General features: G+C 67.0%; 16 protein-coding genes, 1 tRNA gene and 1 pseudogene. 9 read left to right on the forward strand and 9 right to left on the reverse strand.

Annotated features, from left to right (window positions below; genetic code table 11):
* Positions 1–8: 8 nt before the first annotated feature.
* A complete protein-coding gene (mutS, locus tag GR303_RS11575; RefSeq protein WP_161723378.1) occupies positions 9–2,735 on the reverse strand; it encodes a DNA mismatch repair protein MutS in 2,727 nt (908 codons plus the stop codon).
* Between the two features lie 149 nt (positions 2,736–2,884).
* Here mutS and GR303_RS11580 point away from each other — a divergent pair, with 149 nt between their 5' ends.
* A complete protein-coding gene (locus GR303_RS11580; RefSeq protein WP_161723379.1) occupies positions 2,885–5,176 on the forward strand; it encodes an NADP-dependent malic enzyme in 2,292 nt (763 codons plus the stop codon).
* 1 nt (position 5,177) lies between these two features.
* Here GR303_RS11580 and GR303_RS11585 read toward each other — a convergent pair whose 3' ends face one another.
* Positions 5,178–5,921: a sulfite exporter TauE/SafE family protein gene (locus GR303_RS11585; RefSeq protein WP_161723380.1), complete on the reverse strand. Its 744-nt coding sequence runs from the start codon at positions 5,919–5,921 to the stop codon at positions 5,178–5,180.
* A 194-nt stretch (positions 5,922–6,115) separates the two neighbouring features.
* Here GR303_RS11585 and GR303_RS11590 point away from each other — a divergent pair, with 194 nt between their 5' ends.
* The 4 genes and pseudogenes from GR303_RS11590 (at position 6,116) to GR303_RS11610 (ending at position 10,546) form a co-directional block, all read left to right on the forward strand.
* Positions 6,116–6,727 (forward strand): HAD family hydrolase, encoded by a 612-nt coding sequence (locus tag GR303_RS11590; RefSeq protein WP_161723381.1) that lies wholly within the window; start codon positions 6,116–6,118, stop codon positions 6,725–6,727.
* 38 nt (positions 6,728–6,765) lie between these two features.
* On the forward strand, positions 6,766–9,231 hold the full coding sequence (hrpB, locus tag GR303_RS11595) for an ATP-dependent helicase HrpB (protein ID WP_161723382.1): 2,466 nt from the start codon (positions 6,766–6,768) through the stop codon (positions 9,229–9,231).
* A gap of 138 nt (positions 9,232–9,369) precedes the next feature.
* Positions 9,370–9,790: pseudogene (locus GR303_RS24715) on the forward strand (IS5 family transposase); the annotation flags it as partial.
* Between the two features lie 120 nt (positions 9,791–9,910).
* Complete coding sequence (locus tag GR303_RS11610) at positions 9,911–10,546, forward strand: LysE family translocator (protein WP_161723384.1); 636 nt, start codon at positions 9,911–9,913, stop codon at positions 10,544–10,546.
* Between the two features lie 81 nt (positions 10,547–10,627).
* On the opposite strand, the gene GR303_RS11615 is transcribed toward GR303_RS11610, so the two are convergent.
* The 4 genes from GR303_RS11615 to aroA all read right to left on the reverse strand — a co-directional run bounded on the left by GR303_RS11615 (position 10,628) and on the right by aroA (position 13,890).
* Positions 10,628–11,005, reverse strand: a complete 378-nt coding sequence (locus GR303_RS11615) for a methylglyoxal synthase (protein WP_161723385.1) — start codon at positions 11,003–11,005, stop codon at positions 10,628–10,630.
* A 12-nt stretch (positions 11,006–11,017) separates the two neighbouring features.
* Positions 11,018–11,821 (reverse strand): DUF1194 domain-containing protein, encoded by an 804-nt coding sequence (locus tag GR303_RS11620; RefSeq protein ID WP_161723386.1) that lies wholly within the window; start codon positions 11,819–11,821, stop codon positions 11,018–11,020.
* Between the two features lie 85 nt (positions 11,822–11,906).
* Positions 11,907–12,533: a (d)CMP kinase gene (cmk, locus tag GR303_RS11625; RefSeq protein WP_161723387.1), complete on the reverse strand. Its 627-nt coding sequence runs from the start codon at positions 12,531–12,533 to the stop codon at positions 11,907–11,909.
* A gap of 7 nt (positions 12,534–12,540) precedes the next feature.
* Positions 12,541–13,890: a 3-phosphoshikimate 1-carboxyvinyltransferase gene (gene aroA, locus GR303_RS11630; RefSeq protein ID WP_161723388.1), complete on the reverse strand. Its 1,350-nt coding sequence runs from the start codon at positions 13,888–13,890 to the stop codon at positions 12,541–12,543.
* A 173-nt stretch (positions 13,891–14,063) separates the two neighbouring features.
* Here aroA and GR303_RS11635 point away from each other — a divergent pair, with 173 nt between their 5' ends.
* From GR303_RS11635 to GR303_RS11645, 3 genes are all read left to right on the forward strand, one after another.
* On the forward strand, positions 14,064–14,441 hold the full coding sequence (locus GR303_RS11635) for a TIGR02300 family protein (protein WP_161723389.1): 378 nt from the start codon (positions 14,064–14,066) through the stop codon (positions 14,439–14,441).
* Positions 14,442–14,522: 81 nt separating this feature from the next.
* Positions 14,523–14,598 (forward strand) — tRNA-Ala (locus GR303_RS11640).
* Positions 14,599–14,754: 156 nt separating this feature from the next.
* On the forward strand, positions 14,755–16,956 hold the full coding sequence (locus tag GR303_RS11645; protein ID WP_161723390.1) for a malate synthase G: 2,202 nt from the start codon (positions 14,755–14,757) through the stop codon (positions 16,954–16,956).
* Between the two features lie 29 nt (positions 16,957–16,985).
* On the opposite strand, the gene GR303_RS11650 is transcribed toward GR303_RS11645, so the two are convergent.
* Both GR303_RS11650 and pxpB read right to left on the reverse strand, forming a co-directional pair.
* Positions 16,986–18,011, reverse strand: a complete 1,026-nt coding sequence (locus tag GR303_RS11650) for a 5-oxoprolinase subunit C family protein (RefSeq protein WP_161723391.1) — start codon at positions 18,009–18,011, stop codon at positions 16,986–16,988.
* Complete coding sequence (gene pxpB / locus GR303_RS11655) at positions 18,008–18,727, reverse strand: 5-oxoprolinase subunit PxpB (RefSeq protein ID WP_343038454.1); 720 nt, start codon at positions 18,725–18,727, stop codon at positions 18,008–18,010. Before pxpB ends, GR303_RS11650 begins: the two co-directional genes overlap by 4 nt.
* Before the next feature lie 220 nt (positions 18,728–18,947).
* On the opposite strand from pxpB, the gene GR303_RS11660 reads away from it, so the two are divergent.
* Entirely contained in the window at positions 18,948–19,733 is a 786-nt protein-coding gene (locus tag GR303_RS11660) for a 3-hydroxybutyrate dehydrogenase (RefSeq protein WP_161723393.1), read from the forward strand.
* A gap of 249 nt (positions 19,734–19,982) precedes the next feature.
* Here the strand turns inward: GR303_RS11660 and pip are convergent, their stop codons facing one another.
* Positions 19,983–20,924 (reverse strand): prolyl aminopeptidase, encoded by a 942-nt coding sequence (gene pip, locus GR303_RS11665; protein WP_201752022.1) that lies wholly within the window; start codon positions 20,922–20,924, stop codon positions 19,983–19,985.
* Positions 20,925–21,066 lie beyond the last annotated feature (142 nt).

Genomic DNA, 21,066 nt, shown 5'->3' on the forward strand with positions numbered 1-21,066 from the left:
CCTCCCGGCTACCTTTGAGCCTTGAGCCGGTAGAGGGCGTCTAGCGCCTCTCGCGGCGTCATCTGGTCGGGATCGAGGGCGTCAAGAGCTTCGCGAAGGGCGTCGGACTTGGGAGGCGCAGGAGGCTCGTTGCGGACGGAGACGGCGAAGAGCGGCAGATCGTCGAGCAGCGCCCGTTTCGGCGCCTCGCGGTCTGACCGCTCCAATTCGCTCAGGATCGTCTTGGCCCGCTCGACGACCGGCGCCGGCAGGCCGGCAAGGCGCGCCACCTGCAGCCCATAGGAGCGGTCGGCGGCGCCGGGCACCACCTCGTGCAGGAACACCACCTCGCCGCTCCATTCCGTCACCTTCAGGGTCGCGTTCGAGATCCGCGCCATCCGTTCCGCAAGCGCCGTCAGTTCGTGGAAATGGGTGGCGAAGAGCGCCCGGCAGCGGTTGGTCTCGTGCAGGTGCTCGATGGCCGCCCAGGCGATGGAGAGGCCGTCGAAGGTGGCGGTGCCGCGGCCGATCTCGTCGAGGATGACGAGGGAGCGGGCGGTGGCCTGGTTGAGGATCGCTGCCGTCTCCACCATCTCGACCATGAAGGTCGAACGGCCCCGCGCCAGATCGTCGGCGGCGCCGACGCGGGAGAAGAGCCGGTCGACGATGCCGATATGGGCCTCCCTCGCCGGTACGTAGGAGCCCATCTGGGCCAGCACGACGATCAGCGCGTTCTGGCGCAGATAGGTGGACTTGCCGCCCATGTTCGGCCCGGTGATCAGCAGGATGTGGCCGGCATCCTTGCCGGAAAGATCCGCATCGTTGGCGATGAACGGCGTGCCCTCGCGCTTGAGCGCGGCCTCCACCACCGGATGACGCCCGCCCCTGACCGTGAAAGCCAGGCTCGTATCGACGACGGGCCGCGTCCAGTCGAGGCGCACGGCGAGATCGGCGAGTGCTGCCGTCACGTCGATCACGGCTATCGCCTCGGCTGCCGCGGCGATGTCCGCCGTGAGATCGAGCAGCGCCTGCACCATCTCGTCGAAGAGGGCGAGTTCGATCTTGAGCGCCCGGTCAGCCGCAGAGGCGATCTTCGATTCGAGTTCCCCGAGTTCCATCGTCGAGAAACGCATGGCGCCGGCCATGGTCTGGCGGTGGACGAAGGTGTCCTTCCAGGGTTCCCTCAGGAGGTCCTCGCCCACGTTCTGCGGTACCTCCACGAAGTAGCCGATCATGTGGTTGTGCTTGACGCGAAGCGTCCGGCAGCCGGTCTCGGTGGCGTAGCGGGCCTGGAGGGCTGCGATGAAGCGGCGCGAATCCTGCTGCAGCTCGCGCAATTCGTCGAGGTTCGGATCGAAGCCCGGGCGGATGAAGCCGCCGTCGCGCTTGAGAAGGGGCAGGTCGTCGGCGAGCGCCGCCGCCAGCCGGTCGGCTACATCCGTGCGCAGGCCATGAAGCGTCTGGGCGGCCTCGGACAACTCCTTCGGCAGGTTCGGGGCGATGGCGAGCTCGAGGCCGAGTTCGCGCGCCGCGAACAGGCCGTCGCGCACGCAGGCGAGGTCCCGCGGTCCCCCGCGCCCGAGGCTCAGCCGCGACAGGGCGCGGGCGAGATCCGGCGAGCGCTTGAGGATGCGGCGCAGTCGGTCGCGCAGGTCGCCGTTCTCGACGAGCGCCGTGACGGAATCCTGCCGGTCGCGGATCAGGCTTGGATCGGTGAGGGGGCCGGCGAGCCGCTCGGCGAGGAGGCGCGCTCCGCCGGGCGTCACCGTGCAGTCGATGGTGGCGAGCAGGCTGCCGGTCCGCTCGCCGGAGAGCGTGCGGGTCAGCTCCAGGTTGGCGCGGGTGGCCGCATCGATGGCCAGCGCCGCACCGGCCGTGTCGCGGGTGGGCGGGTTCAGGGCCGGGCGGCTGTCGATCTGCGTCTTCGCGATATAGAAGAGCGCGCTGCCCGCCGCCGTGATCTCGGCCGGGCTGAAGGAGCCGAAGGCGTCGAGCGTCGCAACCCCAAAATAATCCTTGAGCCGCCGCTCGGCGGATGCAGGGTCGAGACCCTCGCGGGACAGGGGGGTGATGGCGGCACGGGTCTCCTGCCAGAAGCTCCTCAGCTCCGGATCGTCATGGATCACGTCCGGAACCAGGATCTCGCGGGGCTCGAACCGGGCGATTTCGGCGGACAGGCCGGCGCCGTCGGTCTCGCTCAGGACGAAATGGCCTGTGGATATGTCGACCGCAGCCAGGCCGTAGCACCATTGCGTGTCGGAGGCCCGACGCCGGGCGATGGCGAGCAGGTAATTGGCCCGTCCGGGCTCGAGCAGGCGCTCCTCCGTAATCGTGCCGGGGGTGACGAGGCGCACCACGTCGCGGCGCACCACCGATTTGGACCCGCGCTTCTTGGCCTCCGCCGGATCCTCGGTCTGCTCGCAGACGGCGACCCGGTGGCCGAGAGCGATGAGGCGCTGGAGGTAGTCGTCGGCCCGCTCCACCGGCACGCCGCACATGGGGATGTCCTGCCCCTGGTGCTTGCCGCGCTTGGTGAGCACGATGCCCAGCGCCTGGCTGGCGATCTCGGCATCCTCGAAGAACAGCTCGTAGAAATCCCCCATCCGGTAGAACAGCAGGCTGTCCGGGTTGGCGGCCTTGATCTCGATGTACTGCGCCATCATGGGCGTGACGCGGCTGTCCTGCGCGGCTTTGGCATCGGCAGGGGCGCCCGGATCGAGGCTTTCGGGAGAGCGGTAGGCGGCTTGGGACGACATCCGTCCTGTTTAGCAAAGCCTGGAGGCCCTTTCATCCGTGGCATGCGGTCCGAAGGGCGGATGTGGACAAGTCTTGAGGAATGCGCGCCCTATGTCTTAAGGTCGCATCCCCCTTTGGAAACGCCCTGCATCACAAGAATCGGACCCCCATGACCGACGATCAGCGCCCGACCCGCCGCAAACGCCCCACCTTCACGGACCAGGAGGCGCTGCAGTTCCACGCCCAGGGGAGACCCGGCAAGCTGGAAGTCGTTCCGACCAAGCCCATGGCGACCCAGCGCGACCTGTCGCTGGCCTATTCGCCGGGCGTGGCGGTGCCGGTGCTGGCCATTGCCGAGAATCCGTCCTGCGCCTTCGACTACACCACCCGCTCCAACATGGTGGCGGTGATCTCGAACGGCACGGCAATCCTCGGCCTCGGCAATCTGGGCGCGCTCGCCTCGAAGCCGGTGATGGAGGGCAAGTCGGTGCTCTTCAAGCGCTTCGCCGACGTGGATTCCATCGACCTCGAGGTCGACACGGAGGATGCGGACGCCTTCATCAACTGCGTGCGCTATCTCGGGCCCTCCTTCGGCGGTATCAACCTGGAGGACATCAAGGCGCCCGAGTGCTTCATCATCGAGGAGCGCCTGCGGGAGCTCATGGACATTCCCGTGTTCCATGACGACCAGCACGGCACGGCGATCATCGCGGCGGCAGGCCTCATCAATGCCCTGCATCTCACCGGCCGCGACATGGCGGAGACGAAGCTCGTGGTAAACGGCGCGGGTGCTGCCGGCATCGCCTGCACCGAGCTTCTCAAGGCCATGGGCTTTGCGCCCAACAACGTCATTCTCTGCGACACCAAGGGTGTGATCTACAAGGGCCGCACCGAGGGCATGAACCAGTGGAAATCGGCCCATGCCGCCGAGACCGACGCCCGTACCCTGGCGGACGCGCTCAACGGTGCCGATGCGGTGTTCGGCCTGTCGGCCAAAGGCGCGTTCACGGACGACATGATCCGCTCCATGGCGGAGAACCCGATCATCTTCGCCATGGCCAATCCGGATCCGGAGATCACGCCGGAAGAGGTGGCGCGCATCCGCGACGACGTCATCATCGCGACAGGCCGATCCGACTACCCGAACCAGGTCAACAACGTCCTCGGCTTCCCCTACATTTTCCGCGGAGCGCTGGACGTGCAGGCGACCACGATCAACATGGAGATGAAGATCGCCGCCGCCCAGGCATTGGCGGAACTCGCCCGCGAGGACGTTCCCGACGAGGTGGCCGCCGCCTACCAGGGCGCGCGCCCGCGCTTCGGGCGCGACTACATCATTCCCGTGCCCTTCGACCCGCGCCTGATCCATACGATCCCGATGGCCGTGGCAAAGGCGGCGATGGATACGGGCGTCGCGCGCCGCCCGATCGTCGACATGCGCGCCTACAAGGCGCAGCTGTCGGCCCGGCGCGATCCGGTGGCCGGCACGCTCAACCGCATCTTCGAGCGCGTACGCAAGTTCCCCAAGCGCGTGGTCTTCGCCGAAGGCGAGGAGGAGCAGGTGATCCGCGCCGCCCTGTCCTTCATGAACCAGGGGCTCGGCAAAGCCATCCTCGTGGGACGCGAGGACCGGATCATGGAGACTGCGGCCCAGGCGGGCATCGATCTCGAGGGCCGGGATGGCATCGAGATCCACAACGCGCGGCTGTCCTCGCGCAACGCGACCTATGCGCAGTTCCTCTACGAGCGCCTGCAGCGCAAGGGTTATCTGTTCCGCGACTGCCAGCGCATGATCAACCAGGACCGCAACCACTTCGCCGCCTCCATGGTGGCCTTGGGCGATGCGGACGCCATGGTGACTGGCGCGACCCGCAACTACTCGACGGCGCTCGCAGACGTGCGCCACGTGATCGACGCCAAGCCCGGCCACCGGGTGATCGGCATCTCGCTCTGCCTGGCGCGCGGCCGTACGGTGCTGGTGGCGGACACCGCCATTCACGAGATGCCCACCGCGCAGGAACTCGCCGAGATCGCGATCGAATCGGCCGGTGTGGCTCGTCGTCTCGGCTACGAGCCGCGCGTGGCGCTCCTCTCCTTCTCGACCTTCGGACACCCCAGGGCGGAGCGGGCGGAGAAGATCCAGGAGGCCGTGAGGATCCTCGATCAAATGCGCGTCGATTTCGAGTACGACGGCGAGATGGCGGCGGATGTGGCCCTCAACCGGGACGCCATGGCGCAATATCCCTTCAGTCGCCTGACGGACACCGCCAACGTGCTCGTCATGCCCGCCTTCCACTCGGCCTCCATCTCCACCAAGATGCTGCAGGAACTCGGCGGCGCGATGGTGCTGGGGCCGCTCGTGGTGGGTCTCGACAAGCCGGTGCAGATCGTCTCGCTGGGCGCTACCGACAACGACATCGTCAACATGGCGGCGCTCGCCGCCTACAATATCGGCGGCTAGGTCAACGCAGACCCTGCACGACAAGGATGACGCCGCCACAGACGATGGCGGCGTCCAGAATGGTGTTGTGGATGTGGATCGGCAGCGCCTCCGTAAGCCGCTTGGCGATGAAGGCTCCCGGTGTTGCCGCCAGTCCGATGATCGCGGCCATGACCCAGGATGAGGACGGCAGGGCGCCAAACACCTGAAAGACGCCTGACTTTGCGACGCCCAGGGCCAGTGAGATTGCGGCATCCGTTGCAATCACCGCGCGCCCGTTCAGGCCTGACGCCATGAGGATCGACAGCAGGACGACGCCCGACCCTGCCGTGCCGCCGACGAGCAGCCCGTATCCTGCTCCTGCAGCCGCGAGAGCGCCGCCGGACAGCTTCATCTGCCGCCGCTTCAGATAAAGCCGCGTCGGAACCATCAGGATCAGGAAGGTGCCGATGGTGATGGCGGCTCCGCGGCCGGTCAGGAACGCGTAGCCGTAGGCTCCGAGCATGCAGGTCGGCAGGGCCATTCCGCCGATCAGGAGGGCGCGGCGCGCGTCGAGTTCCTTTCGGAAAGCCATGATGCGGCTGGCATTGGTGAACAGGGCCGACAGACCGATGATGGGAACAACAGGTTCGGCCCCGACGATCGGAACGAGGACCAGCGGCATGAGAAGGCCCGTACCGTAGCCGGCAATGCCGCCGATCGTTCCCGTGAGGAGGGCGCACAACGCGACAAGCCCATATTGCAGGAGCGATACATGCTCGGTCATCGCAACCTCAACGGTCAAAATCGGGAAACCCGCGATCACTGCCTTCTTGATCCTGGAAAGCTTCAGCCGCGGTTCAGGTTGAAAGCTCTCCAGTCATTCAGGTCTCTGAGGCACCTCGCGGATCTTGAGGGTGGCGTGGCCGTCTCTGCAAGGCTAAACACCCTCGAAGAGAATTGAAGGAAAGTAACTTGACCATGGGGCAGCCTACTACCGTCGTGTTCGATATCGGCAATGTCCTGCTGCGCTGGGACCCTCGCAACCTCTACCGCACCATCTTCGATGACGAGGCGGAGATGGAGTGGTTCCTGTCGAATGTCTGCACCCATGACTGGAACGTGGAGCAGGATCGCGGGCGCGACTGGGATGAGGCCGTGGCCCTTCTCGTCAAGGACCATCCCAAGCACGAGAGCCACATCCGCGCCTTCCACGAGCGCTGGAGCGAGACCGTCTCCGGCGTGTTCGAGGATCATGTGGCCCTGCTGCTGCGCCTGCGCGAGGCGGGTGTGCCGAACTACTGCATCACGAATTTTTCCGGTCCCAAGTTCATCCTGGCCAAGGAGCGCTTCCCGTTCCTGGCAGGCTTCGACGGCGTCATCGTGTCAGGCGACGAGCGCCTGCTGAAGCCCGATCCGGCCATCTACCATCTCCTGCTCGACCGCTACGGGCTCAAGGCTGAGGATTGCGTGTTCATCGACGATTCCAAGCCCAATGTGGAGGCGGCCCGCAACGTGGGCATGCACGCCATCCATTGCGTCGAAGGAGCCAACTTGGCGGCGGAACTGCGGGGGTATGGCTTTCCGGTCTGACCACTTGCTCTCTTCGGCGGCTTGAGCCATCAGGCGGCATGCGCGCTTTCGACACCTCCCTGCCCATCGATGCCGTTCTCGGCGACCTGACGGCGAACCTGCGCACGTGCCCCAACGCGGTGCTCGTGGCGCCGCCCGGCGCGGGCAAGACCACGCGGGTGCCGCTGGTGCTGCTCGACGAGCCGTGGCTGAACGGGGCTAAGATCATCGTGCTGGAGCCGCGCCGACTGGCCGCCCGCGCTGCCGCGGCGCGCATGGCCCAGACCCTGGGCGAGGCGGTGGGGGAGACCGTGGGCCTGCGCGTGCGCCTCGGATCGAAGGTGAGTCGCAGGACGCGGATCGAGGTGGTGACCGAGGGCGTCTTCGCCCGCATGATCCTGGACGATCCGGCGCTGGAGGGCGTCGCCGCCGTTCTCTTCGACGAGTTCCACGAGCGCTCCCTCGATGCAGATCTCGGCCTTGCGCTCGCGCTCGATGCGCAAGGCGGCCTGCGCGAGGATCTCCGCCTCCTCGTCATGTCCGCGACCCTCGACGGCGCGCGGGTGGCGAGATTGCTGAGCGATGCGCCCGTCGTCGAATCCGAGGGCCGTGCCTATCCGGTGGAGACCCGCTATCTGGGGCGCGATCCCAACCGCCGCATCGAGGAGCAGGTGGCCGATGCCGTCACCCGCGCCCTGAGGGCCGAAGGCGGCTCCCTCCTCGTCTTCCTGCCCGGGCAGGGGGAGATCCGCCGGGTCGAGGCAATCTTGCGCGAGCGGATCACCGATCCGGCCGTCAACATCGCGCCGCTCTACGGCGCCCTGGAGCGGGGCGAGCAGGATCTCGCCGTCAGTCCCGCCAGGCCTGGACGGCGCAAGGTGGTGCTCGCCACCTCCATCGCCGAAACCTCGCTCACCATCGAAGGCGTGCGGGTCGTGATCGATTCGGGCCTCGCCCGCGTTCCCGTCTACGAGCCGAATATCGGCCTCACCCGCCTGGAGACGGTGCGTGTTTCCCGCGCCGCCGCCGACCAGCGCCGGGGCCGTGCGGGGCGCACGGAGCCGGGCGTGTGCTACCGCCTCTGGGAGGAGGCGGCGACCGGTGCTCTGGAACCTTTCGCACGCCCCGAAATCCTGTCCGCCGACCTCAGCCCCCTCCTGCTCGATTGCGCCGCCTGGGGTGTCGCCGATCCGACGGCGCTCGCCTTCCTCGATCCGCCGCCCGCGCCTGCCCTGAAGGAGGCAAGGACGCTGCTGCTGCAGCTCGGCGCCCTTGATGCCGAGGGGCGCATCACGGAGGTCGGGCGCCGCATGCGCGACCTGCCGCTGCCGCCGCGCCTCGCGCGCATGGTGCTGCTTGCCGGCGAGAGCGGGCAGGCGCGCGATGCGGCGGATGTGGCCGCCGTGCTCGTCGAGCGGGGTCTGGGCGGCGATGCGGTGGATCTTGCCGAGCGCATCGAGCGCTATCGGCGCGAACGCTCCAAGCGCGCCGAGGACATGCGCCGCATGGCGGAAGGCTGGGCGAGGGGCAGCAACGGGGCATCGAAGGGCGAGCTGCGCTCCATCGGCGCGCTGCTGACGCTCGCCTATCCCGATCGGCTCGCCAAGGCTCGCGGCAAGCCGGGCGAGTACCTCATGGCCAACGGGCGCGGCGCCTCGCTCGAAGCCCACGAGCGGCTGGCGAAGGAGCCTTATCTGGCCGTTGCCGAAATTGCCGGCGGCGCAGCCTCCGCGAGGATTCTGGCGGCGGCTGCCATCTCTCCGGAAGAGATCGAGGATCTGTTCGGCTCCGCCATCGAGCAGCGCGACGAGATCGCCTTCGACCGTCAGGCACGGGCCTTGCGTGCGCGGAGCGTGCGGCGCCTGGGAGCCCTCGTGCTGAGCGAGCGGCCGCTGAAGGTGCCGCAGACGGAGGAGGCGGCGCGGGCACTCGCGGAGGGTCTTGTCTCGCTCGGCCTCGACGTGCTGCCCTGGTCGAAGGCGCTCGCTCAGTGGCGCGAGCGGGTGATGTTCCTGCGCCAAGCCGAGGGCGAGGAATGGCCGGACCTGTCGGACGAGGCGTTGGCGCGAACGGCCGACGAGTGGCTGGCTCCGCATCTCGTGGGAAATAGCAGCCTCGGCGAGATCGGTCCCGACCTTCTGAGCGAGGCCCTGCGCGGCCTGCTGCCCTGGAATCTGCAGCGGCGGCTTGATGCGGAGGCGCCAACCCATGTCGAAGTGCCGACCGGCTCGCAGATTCCGGTCGATTACGGCGCGGAGGAGGGGCCTGTTCTGGCCGTGCGGGTGCAGGAACTCTTCGGCCTCGACAAGCATCCGACCATCGCCGCCGGGCGCGTGCCGCTCATCCTGCACCTGCTCTCCCCGGCCCATCGGCCGATCCAGATCACCCGCGACCTGCCGGGCTTCTGGCGCGGCTCCTGGGCGGCGGTGCGGGCCGACATGCGCGGGCAGTACCCGAAGCATCCCTGGCCCGAGGACCCGCTGACTGCGCCGCCGACGCGGCGCGCGAAGCCGCGGGGGACCTAGGGTCTGAATCCGATCAGATGCTCGCTCAGGCTCAGTGATTCCGCTCAGACTACTGCCTTGCAGTGACGATGGGGATGGCACTGGCGGACCTATTTTGGCTCTCGGATGAGCAATGAGCAGTGCTGGAGCCGTTCACGCCAAAGAACCGACCCGTCGCGCGGCGGTCAGACCACCAAGATCCACATCCTTGCTGACGTTCTCGGGCGGCCAGCCGTCATCAACCTGACTGCGGGCAACGCCTCGGACGTGAGGACTGCGCCTGCGGTGATCGCAGCCGCACCGGGCCGCCTTAAGCGGCTTGTCGCAGATCGGACCTACGGCGCCAACAACCTGCGCCGCGATCTGAAGGCGAACAGCATCCTGCCCGTGCTCCCTGGGACGCGTTCCTGCAAGCGCTCGGTTTCGGCACGACCCGTTGCATTATTGCGAGCGCTGGCGCATCGAGGCAGCGTTCTGCCGCCTAAAGGACTTCCGGCGCCTCGCAATCCGCTACGACAATTTTGCAGCCAACTTCGCTTCCGCCGTTGCGCTGGCCACCATCATCGCGTTCTGGTGCTAATCGGCCCTTGAGCAAAAAACCCGGAAGGGTGGCCTTGAGTCTTGCAAGGACTGCTGTCCTGATAACAGACAGACGACCGAATCAGTTAAAAGTCGGGGACAATGCTCGGAAGGAGCTCTCATGAACAGCCTGACCCTTCTCGCCTTCGCACTGGTGGCGTTCGTCGGCATTGCAACCCCCGGACCTACAGTCTTATTGGCATTGACCAACGGCTCGCGCTACGGCGTGTCGCGGGCATGCTACGGGATGGCCGGCGCAGTGGTTTCGGACTTTATCCTGATCGGCGCCGTTGCATTGGGGCTCGGCGCGTTGCTCGCCGCCTCCGAGTTCTGGTTCTCTCTCGTGAAGTGGCTCGGGGTCGGGTACCTAGCCTATCTCGGGATCATGCTGCTGCGCTCGAAAGGGACGCTCGACCCATCCCTCCATGCGGCGACAGATGGCGGACCGGGTACCCCGCGTTCGCTTTTCCTCAAGAGTCTTCTCGTGGCGATTACCAATCCGAAGGGTTATCTGTTCTTCTCCGCGTTCCTACCCCAGTTCATCGTCCCGACCTCACCTCAAGTGCCGCAATATGTAGTGCTGGCGCTGATCTTCGCCTCCCTCGATTTCCTGATCATGCTGGCCTATGCCGTTCTCGGCTCACAGGCTATGCGTGTTCTGAAGCGCTCCGGAGCTCTTTGGCTGGATCGGATTTGCGGCGCTGCCCTCCTGACCCTGGCAGGTTCCCTGGCTCTCTATCGGCGGGCAAGTGCGTAAGACGTTGAGGCTGTTGGTACAGAGTCGTGGGCGGCCAGCCGCGAGGTTCGCACGTCCAGCCCATCCGATTGGGCCCTGCCCCTAGTCCCTGAACGACTCGATCAACCGTCCCGCCGTGGCGCGGTTGAGCGCCATGGGAATGTCATAGACGAGCGCAAGGCGCATCAGGGCCTTTACGTCCACGTCGTGCGGGTGCGGCGAGAGGGGATCGACAAAGAAGAACAGGGCGTCGATGCGGCCCTCCGCGATCATCGCGCCGATCTGCTGGTCGCCTCCGAGCGGACCGCTCTTGAGCCTGGTGACGGAAAGCGAAGGGCAGCGCTCCATCACGCGCCCACCGGTCGTTCCCGTGGCGAAGAGGGAGAAGGGGCGAAGGTCGCTTTCGTACATGGCGGCAAATTCGGCCATGTCGTCCTTCTTGGCGTCGTGGGCCACGAGCGCCAGGGTCATCTGTTTCATGGGAAGAACTGCTCAATTGCTCCAGCGGTCACGCCACTGCATCTCGCCGGCGAGGCAGTTGGTGCGCGAAGGGGTCTGAACACGGCTGATCAGGGGCTGGTCGGGCATGAGGTTGGCAATCTCGAGCAGGATCTTTGTCTTGATCGCCTCCACGAACTGGTCGCGCTCCCGAACCGGGACCGTGAACGCGCCCTGGCCGCCGATCACGCAGTCCTTGTAGTAGATGTCGAGGTCCGGAATGTCGAGATAGCCGGGCTGGCGCAGCATGATCGGCAGCCCGTTGATGGTGATGCCCTTGGCCACGGCTTCGTCGCGCGCCTCCAGCACGAAGCGCCCCTGGTTGTTGGGGCCGTCGCCGGAGATGTCGATCACCTGCCGCGTGGCATTGAGCCCGCTCTCCCCCAGAAGCTTCACGCTGAAGTCGATGGCGCTGGAGATCGAGGTTCGCTGCGCCCGGCGCAGCGGCGTCGAGGCGATCCTCTCGGCAAAGGCCATCAGGCTCTCGGAATTGTCGAGGATCGTCCAGGGCACGATCACCTTCTGATCCGGCGAACCGGCCCATTCCATGTAGGTGACGGCGATCCGCCCCAGCATTCCGTTACGGATTGCATCGTGGACTTGCTTGGAGCGGAACGCTTGAGCGAAGCCCTCCCGCTGCAAGGCCTGCTCGTCCGTGTCCATGGAGAAGGAGATGTCGACGGCAACCACGAGAGCGAGGTCGACGTCCTTGTCGGCCTGGGCCTGGGCAGGAGGCGCGAGAAGCACCCACAGGCAGGCGAGGCCAGCGGCTAGGCGGATGAAGCCGGAACGAACCATCGGAGCCTCCTTGCAGGGAGCCGGGTTGGTCGGAAGACTGTGCCAGCTTCTGAAATTAAGGCAAGGTTGTCCTGAGACCAGAGCCCTATGGGCGCTTGGCCTCCACGATCTTGAGCGCCTCCTGGAAGGCGGCGTCCGGGTCGAGATGGGTCGTGTCGAGGGTGACGGCGTCGGCGGCCGCCTTCAGCGGGGCGGTGCTGCGGTTCATGTCCCGCTCGTCCCGGCGGCGGATATCCTCCAGGATCCTCTCGTATTCCGCCTGCTCGCCCCGGCCGAGAAGCTCGCGGTGCCGGCGCCGGGCCCGCTCCTCGGGAGCGGCGGTGATGAAGAGCTTCACGTCGGCATCGGGCCTGACGACAGTGCCGATATCCCGTCCGTCGAGCACCGCGCCCGAGGCCTGGGCCCCGAAGCCGCGCTGGAAGGCGAGGAGCGCATTACGCACCGGCTGGTAGGCGGAGACCACCGAGGCGGCCTCGCCCATGGCCGCGCCCCGGAGTCGGGAATCGTCCTCCAGGTGCGAGACGTCGAGGTTGAGCGCGACTTCCGTTGCCGCCTCCCTGTCCGCGAGGGGGATGTTCCGGTCCATGAGGACCCGGGCGACCGCCCGGTAGAGGAGCCCCGTGTCGAGATGGGCGAAGCCGTAATGCTCCGCGAGGCGCTTGCCGAGGGTGCCCTTGCCCGAGGCGGCGGGGCCGTCGATGGCGATGATCATGGCCGGCTCAGTCCTGGATCGCGGCACCGAGTTCCCGCATGAGCGGGATGAAGGTGGGGAAGCTCGTCGCGATCATGGCGCCGTCGTCCACCGTCATGGGCTCGGCGCTCGCCAGGCCCATGACCAGGAAGGACATGGCGATGCGGTGGTCCAGATGGGTGGCGACCGGGCTGCCGCCGCCGCGGACCTTGCCGCCGGAGCCGTGGACGATGAGGTCGTCGCCCTCGATCTCGTGCGCGACGCCCGCCTGCTCGAGGCCGGCGGCCACGGCCGCTAGGCGGTCGGATTCCTTCACCCTGAGCTCGTGCAGGCCCTGCATCCGGGTCGTGCCGTCGGCAAAGGAGGCCGCGACCGCCAGGATCGGGTACTCGTCGATCATGGAAGGAGCTCGGCCGTGGGGAACGGTGACGCCGGTAAGCCGGCTGTGCCGGACGCGCAGGTCTGCCACCGTCTCGCCGCCTTCGTCGCGCTCGTTCAGGCGCTCGATGGCGGCGCCCATCTCCAGGAGCGTGGTGATGAGGCCGGTGCGCAGGGGGTTCATCATCACGCCCTCGATTACCACGTCCGAGCCGGGGGTGATCAGCGCCGCCACCAGGGGGAAGGCGGCCGAGGAGGGGTCGGAGGGCACCACGATGTCGGTGCCGCGCAGCTCCGGTTGGCCCTGCAGGGTGATGGCACGGCCCTCGGCGCCATGGGTGACGACTTCCACGCTCGCCCCGAAATGGCGCAGCATCCGTTCCGTGTGGTCTCGGGTCGCCTCGCGCTCGATCACGGTGGTCCGGCCTGGGGAATTGAGGCCGGCGAGGAGGATCGCGGACTTGATCTGGGCCGAGGCGGCCGGGGTCTCGTAGGTGATCGGGACCGTCTCCCGGGGGCCGCGCAGGGTCAGGGGCACCCGTCCGCCTTCGGCCTCGCTCACCACGGTCACCCCCATCCTGGTCAGAGGGTCGAGGATCCGGCGCATGGGGCGCTTGCGCAGGGAAGCGTCGCCATCGAAGGTCGAGGTGATCGGGTGACTGCCCGCCACGCCCATCATCAGGCGCGAGCCGGTGCCTGCATTGCCGAAATCGAGCACGCCGGAGGGCTCCTTCAGGCCGCCGATGCCCACGCCGGCGATCCGCCAGCGGCCGGGAGCCTCGCGGGTGATGGTGGCGCCGAGCGCCCGGCAGGCTTCCGCCGTGCGTAGGACGTCGTCGCCTTCCAGGAGCCCCTCGACCCGGGTCTCGCCGATGGAGAGCAGGCCGAAGATCATGGAACGGTGGGAGATCGACTTGTCGCCGGGAACGCGCAGGCGCCCCTTCAGGGGCGTTCCGGACCTGCTGGCGACCGGGGACGGCGATCCATGCGCGTGCGACATCTCTGGGGTTCCTTGAGCCTTCTCGTCAGGGCGGGCTCCTAACACGGCGTTTTCTCGCCGTCACGCGCAAGCTGGCCGGAGCGTCCCCTCCGGCAATTTCCTATTTGACAAGCCATCCCCTTCGCGACTAACGGAGCCTTCCCGACCATTCACACTGATCAAGGCAATCTCCCGTGGCCAAACCGGAACTCGGCTTGAAGCGCCAGTGCATGAGCTGCGGCGCAAAATTCTACGATCTCAACAAGGACCCGGCGGTCTGCCCGAAATGCGGCACCGTTTTCCAGGCCGTGGGCATGAGCCGCGCGGCGGCGCCGGCCGTCGCCCGCCAGGTCGATGACGACGAGGTCGAGCTCGAATCGGTGGGGCCGGAGCTCGTCTCCCTCGATGAGGTCGAGGCCGGCGAGGCGGACAAGGACATCCCGGTCGACGATGACATCGACGTGGGCGACGACGTGGCCGATGACGACACCTTCCTCGAGGATGAGGAGGAGGGCGACGACGACGTGTCGGATCTGATCGACAGCGATCTGGAAGACGACGAAGAGGCTTGAACCCGGGAGCAGAGGCGACTATAGAAGCCGCCTCTGCTTCGGCAGCGACCCCTGCGGCGCCCCAAACGCCGCAGCTCAGATGGGGCTGTAGCTCAGTTGGGAGAGCGCGTGAATGGCATTCACGAGGTCAGCGGTTCGATCCCGCTCAGCTCCACCAAATCCTTCCAAAAAAGGCCGCCGCTTCAGGCGGCTTTTTTGTTGGCGACGCGCTTCCATCAGCCCTTCGTCTCATGGAAAGCGCGGTGATCTTCATTTTTAGTTCCCCCGCCTTAAGCTAAGGCCAGGATCCTCAAATCCACCGAAAGCGGGAACGATGACGCGCATCCAGACCAACGGCCTCCAGGTTGCCCCGGTTCTTCACGAGTTCATCGAGCGGGAGGCACTGGCCTATACCGGAGTCTCGGCCGATGCCTTCTGGAGGGGCCTGGCCGGGCTCGTCCGGGAATTCGCGCCCCGCGACCGGGAACTTCTCGCTGTGCGCGACAGGATCCAGGCCCAGATCGACGAATATCACCGCGCCCGAAAGGGCCAAGCTTTCGATCAGGCCGAGTATGAGCGGTTCCTGCGCGATATCGGCTATGTGCTGCCGGAGCCCGAGGATTTTGCCGTCCGGACGCAGAACGTGGACGACGAGATCGCCCGCATTGCCGGTCCGCAGCTCGTGGTGCCGGTCTCCAACGCCCGCTATGCGCTGAACGCCGCCAATGCCCGCTGGGGCAGCCTCTACGATGCCCTCTACGGCACGGATGCCATTCCGGAGGACGATGGAGCCACCCGCTCCGGCGGCTACAACAAGGCCCGTGGCGCCAAGGTCGTCGCCCGCGCCCGCGAGGTGCTCGACCAGGCGGCGCCGCTCGCCGGCGGCAGCCACCGGGACGCGGCCTCCTATGCCATCCAGGGCAGCGCGCTGATCGTGACGCTTCAGGACGGCACCGAAACAGGGCTTGCCGACCCTGCCCAGCTCGTCGGCTACCAGGGCGAGGCGGGTCGCCCCTCGTCCGTGCTGCTGCGCCACAACAACCTGCACCTCGACATCCGCATCGACCGCTCGCACCCCATCGGAGCCGAGGACCCGGCCGGCATCGCCGACGTGGTGATGGAATCGGCGGTCTCCACCATCATGGACCTGGAGGACTCGGTGGCGGCGGTAGATGCCGAGGACAAGGTGCAGGTCTACCGCACCTGGCTCGGCCTGATGAAGGGCGACCTCACCGAGAGCTTCGAGAAGGGCGGCAAGACCGTCGAGCGCAGGCTCAACCCGGACCGGATCTATACCTCCGTGAACGGCGGCGAACTGCGGCTCCACGGGCGCAGCCTCATGCTGGTGCGCAATGTGGGCCACCACATGTTCACCGATGCGGTGCTCGACGAGGCGGGCGATGAGATCCCTGAAACCATCCTCGATGCGGCCGTCACCTCGCTGATCGCCGTCCACGACCTGAAGGGCTCGGGTCCCCTGCGCAACAGCCGCGCCGGCTCCGTCTATATCGTGAAGCCCAAGATGCACGGGCCGGACGAGGTGGCCTTCGCCAATGACCTCTTCGCCGGCGTCGAGGACATGCTGGGACTTCCCCGCAACACCCTCAAGATGGGCATCATGGACGAGGAGCGGCGCACCTCGGTCAACCTCAAGGCATGCATCCAGGCCGCGAGCGAGCGCATCGTGTTCATCAACACCGGCTTCCTGGACCGCACGGGCGACGAGATCCACACCTCCATGGAAGCCGGCCCGATGATCCGCAAGAACGACATGAAGTCGACGGCCTGGATCAAGGCCTATGAGGACAACAACGTGGATGTGGGCTTAGGCTGCGGCCTGCCCGGCAAGGCGCAGATCGGCAAGGGCATGTGGGCCGCGCCCGACAAGATGGCCGACATGCTGGCCCAGAAGATCGGCCACCCGCAGGCCGGCGCCACCACGGCCTGGGTACCGTCGCCCACCGCCGCGACCCTGCATGCGCTGCACTACCATCAGGTGAGCGTGCAGGCGCGTCAGGCCGAGCTGAAGTCGCGCCCGCGCGCAAAGCTCTCGGACATCCTCACCATCCCGGTGTCGCAGTCCAACTGGGCGCCGGATGCGGTGCAGCAGGAGCTCGACAACAACTGCCAGGGTATCCTGGGCTACGTGGTGCGCTGGGTCGACCAGGGCGTCGGCTGCTCGAAGGTGCCGGACATCCACGATGTGGGCCTGATGGAGGACCGGGCGACGCTGCGCATCTCAAGCCAGCACCTCGCCAACTGGCTGCGCCATGGCATCGTCACGCAGGACCAGGTGATGCAGACCCTGCGGCGCATGGCGGAGGTGGTGGACCGGCAGAATGCGGGCGACCCGCTCTACCGCCCGATGGCGCCGGGCTTCGACGGCCCCGCCTTCCAGGCCGCCTGCGATCTCGTCTTCAAGGGCGCGGAACAGCCCAACGGCTACACGGAATGGATCCTGCACGAGCGCCGCCGCGAGGCAAAGGCCGCGGGCGCCACAGACCGCATCGACGAGAGCGGCGTCAGAACACAGTGAACGGGAAGGGCGCCGGACCGGCGCCCTTTTTAGTCGTGTGCGGCGGACGAGAGCGCGTCGACCGTGCCGCCGATCAGGTTGCGGCTCAGGAGATGCTCCGTCGTCAGGCTGAAGTGCATGGGTTCGAGCTTCGAGGGAAGGGACGCGATCCAGTCCCTCAGCTGGCGCGCAGCCGCCACGGCCTCCTCCCGCTCCACGGCCCTGAAGCGTACGCCTGCGCCGGGGCGCAGCTGGGCAAGGCGGGGAAGGTCCGCGCTGATGACGGTCGCGATCTTCGGATAGCCGCCCGCCGTCTGCCGGTCGCGCATCAGCACGATCGGCTGGCCGCTGCCCGGCACCTGAATGTGTCCGGCCACGATCCCGTCCGAAACGATGTTGAACCCCTTGGCGTGATCGAGCTTGGGCCCGGTGAGCTGGAAGCCCATCCGGTCGGCCTGGGAGCTGATGGTGAATTCGCTTTCCAGGAACAAGCGAATGCTTTCAGGCGTGAAGTAATCGTCCTGCGGCCCGAGCATGACCCGGATCGGGCCGGTGTCTTCAGGGATGTCGACACTCAGCTGCATCGGCGCGCCCGCCTGTGCCTCCGGCCGGCAGGGCAGGCGATTTTCAGCCTGGAGCGGAGCGCCCTTCAGGCCGCCGAGGCGGGAGCGCAGGTGGAACGAGAGGCTGCCCAATTGCGGCTCGACGGCATAGCCCCCGGCCACGGCGAGATAGGCGAAGGTGCCGCTGCGCGGATGCCCGACTTCCAGGACCTGTCCCTCCTGCAGGAGAGCGGAAGTGAGCGGCGGCACGGGGGTTCCGTCGATCTTCAGGGGCGCGCCGGCCCCGGCGAGGGCGAGGCGGAGGGGGCCGCCCTCGCAGGCAAACGTGCCGCCGAGATTGACGAACTCGATCGCCGCCGTCTCCGGCGGGTTGCCGACCAGGGCATTGGCCAGGGCGAGCGCCCGCGGGTCCATGGCGCCGGACGGCGAGACGCCGAAGCGCTGGTAGCCGAGGCGGCCCCGATCCTGCAGTGCCGTCATGGGGCCGCAGGATTTCACCGTGAGGTCGATCATGGGCGGATCTCCTCTGCCACGGGCTCGCCGGCGCGCGCAGCCTTCTCCATTGCATCCCAGCGCGAGGCATCGACGGGCTCGAAGACGATCTCGTCGCCGGCCGCGAACAGGAAGACCGGATCGCGCTCCGGCGCGTAGGGCCGGACGGGGGTCAGGCCGAGATTGTGCCAGCCGCTCGGCATGTCCATGGGAGCGATACCCGCCTGCTCGCCGCCGATCATGATCGTGCCAGCCGGGATTTTTGCCCGAGGATGAAGCCGACGGGACGTGGCGATCCGCCTGTCGAGGCCGCCGAGATAGGTGAAGCCTGGCAGAAAACCGATCATGTAGATGCGGTAGACGGCAGATGAGTGAATCTCGATCACCTGGTTCGGAGTCAGGCCGTGGATCCCGGCGACCTCCTCCAGGTCGCTGCCGTATTCGCCGCCGTAGACCACCGGCACGCGCCAGCGTCGGCCCACCGAGTTGCGTGGGGCGAGGTCCTTCGTCGCCTCCGTGAGGAGCCCCACCAGGACATCATAGTCGGTTTCCACCGGATCGAACTGAATCGTGAGCGAGCGGTAGGTCGGCACGGTCTCGATCAGCCCGGCCGGGGCACGGGCGCGGACGATCTCGTCGAGCGCCAGGACCATCCCGTTGAGATCCGGGTCGATAACGCTCCCGAACTCGACGGTCAGGGCGCTGTCGCCGCAGGGAAGTATCTTGGGTGTCTGCACCGGGCCCCCACTCCGTTTGACGAAACGGCATCTCGTCTTTTCCATGGAGGCCCGAGAGGCGGGGCCGGGTCAAGAGCGCAGGACATGCAAGCCGCTCATGGGCGAAGCGCACGGGACGTCTGCCTTCCATCCTCCTTTTTGCTAGGCTCACCCCCGCCCATGGCTTCTGTATGCCACCTCTCACCTGTAGCCTGCAGCCCAGGCCCACGCGGAGTAGACCATGACCCTGACATCCAAGACCGCCGTCGTCACCGGTTCGACCAGCGGCATCGGCCTGGCCATTGCCCGGGCACTCGCCAAGGAGGGCGCCAACGTCGTGCTCAACGGCTTGGGCGACGAAGCCGCGATCGAGAAGACCCGCGCCGCCATCGAGAGCGAGTTCGGCGTCAAGGCCGTCTATTCGCCGGCCAACATGCTGAAAAGCGATGAGATCGAGGAGATGGTGCGCCTGGGCGAGCGCACCTTCGGGGGCGTCGACATCCTGGTCAACAACGCGGGCATCCAGTTCGTCTCGCCGGTGGAGGATTTCCCGGTCGAGAAATGGGACCAGATCATCGCCGTCAACCTGTCCTCCGCCTTCCACGCCATCCGCGCCGCCGTGCCCGGCATGAAGGCGCGCAAGTGGGGCCGCATCATCAACACGGCCTCGGCCCATTCGCTGGTGGCCTCGCCCTTCAAGTCGGCCTACGTGGCCGCCAAGCACGGCATCGCGGGCCTCACCAAGACGGTGGCGCTGGAACTCGCCACCCATGGCATCACGGTCAACTGCATCAGCCCCGGCTATGTCTGGACGCCGCTGGTCGAGAACCAGATCCCCGACACCATGAAGGCCCGCGGCCTCACCCGCGAGCAGGTGATCAACGACGTCCTGCTCGAGGCGCAGCCCACCAAGCAGTTCGTGACCGTCGACCAGGTGGCGGCGCTGGCCGTCTTCCTCTGCTCGGACGCCGCGAGCCAGATGACGGGAACCAACCTGTCGATGGATGGCGGCTGGACCGCGAAGTAGGTTTTTAGGGTTGTCATCCCGGACGGCGCAAGCCGATCCGGGATCGGGTGCATGATAGAGCGCACTCCCTCTCCCTGAGGGAGAGGGTTGGGGTGAGGGGTGAGTGTCCTCCACGGATGAGGCTGTAACCCCTCACCCGCGCCTAAAGGCGCGACCTCTCCCACTGGGAGAGGTGAACAGCGCCACACTCGTTACGCGATCCCGGATCTTCGCTGCGCTTCGTCCGGGATGACGCTCTGTTAGTCGCTTTTACCTCGCGAACGCGTCCGTCGCCTCGATGAGATGGTGCAGGATGCCGGGCTCGGTCACCGCGTGGCCCGCATCCGGCACCATGATGAACCTGGCCTCGGGCCAGGCCTTGTGCAGGTCCCACGCGGTCTTGGGGGGCGTGGCGATGTCGTAGCGGCCCTGGATGATCACGCCTGGGATACCTCTCAGGCGGTGGGCGTCGCGGATGAGCTGACCCTCCTCGAACCAGCCCTCGTGGACGAAGTAGTGGTTCTCGATCCGGGCGAAGGCGATGGCGTAGTGCTCGTCGCCGAACTGGTCGCTGTAGCCCTGGTTGTGCAGGAGCGTGATCGTCTCGCCCTCCCACAGGCTCCAGGCCCGCGCGGCTCTCGCCCGAACGGCCGGATCGGGATCGACCAGGCGCTTGCGGTAGGCCGCCATCAGGTCCCCGCGCTCTGCTTCAGGGATGGGCGCGAGGAAGCCCTCCCACTTGTCGGGGAAGATCCAGGAGGCACCCTCCTGGTAGTACCAGAGCAGCTCCGAGCGGCGGAGGGTGAAGATGCCCCGCAGCACGAGCTCGGTGACGCGCTCGGGGTGCGTCTCGGCATAGGCGAGCGCCAGGGTCGAGCCCCAGGAGCCGCCGAACACCATCCACTTGTCCACACCGATCATGGCGCGCAGGCGCTCGATGTCGGCCACGAGATGCCAGGTGGTGTTGGCCTCCAGGCTCGCATAGGGCGTCGAGCGCCCGCAGCCGCGCTGGTCGAAGAGCAGGATCCTGTACTTCTCCGGATCGAACAGCCGGCGCTGCGTCGGCGTGCAGCCGCCGCCCGGGCCGCCGTGCAGGAAGACCACGGGCTTGCCCTGCGGATTGCCGCACAGTTCCCAATAGATCCGGTGCCCGTCGCCGACGTCGAGCATGCCGTGATCATAGGGTTCTATTTCGGGGTAGAAGGTGCGCATCGCATCGGGCTCCGGAACGGCTAAGCTCATCCTTAGCGGGGGGAGGCGCTCTTGTCAGCCCGAGGACCTCGTTCCTGAGCCGGCTCCGAAACCTCTAGCGCGTCGTGCAAGTGTCATATAGTTTTGCAACTGGGGAACATGG

Source organism: Microvirga arsenatis (assembly GCF_009910705.1).
Classification (GTDB): Bacteria; Pseudomonadota; Alphaproteobacteria; order Rhizobiales; family Beijerinckiaceae; genus Microvirga; species Microvirga arsenatis.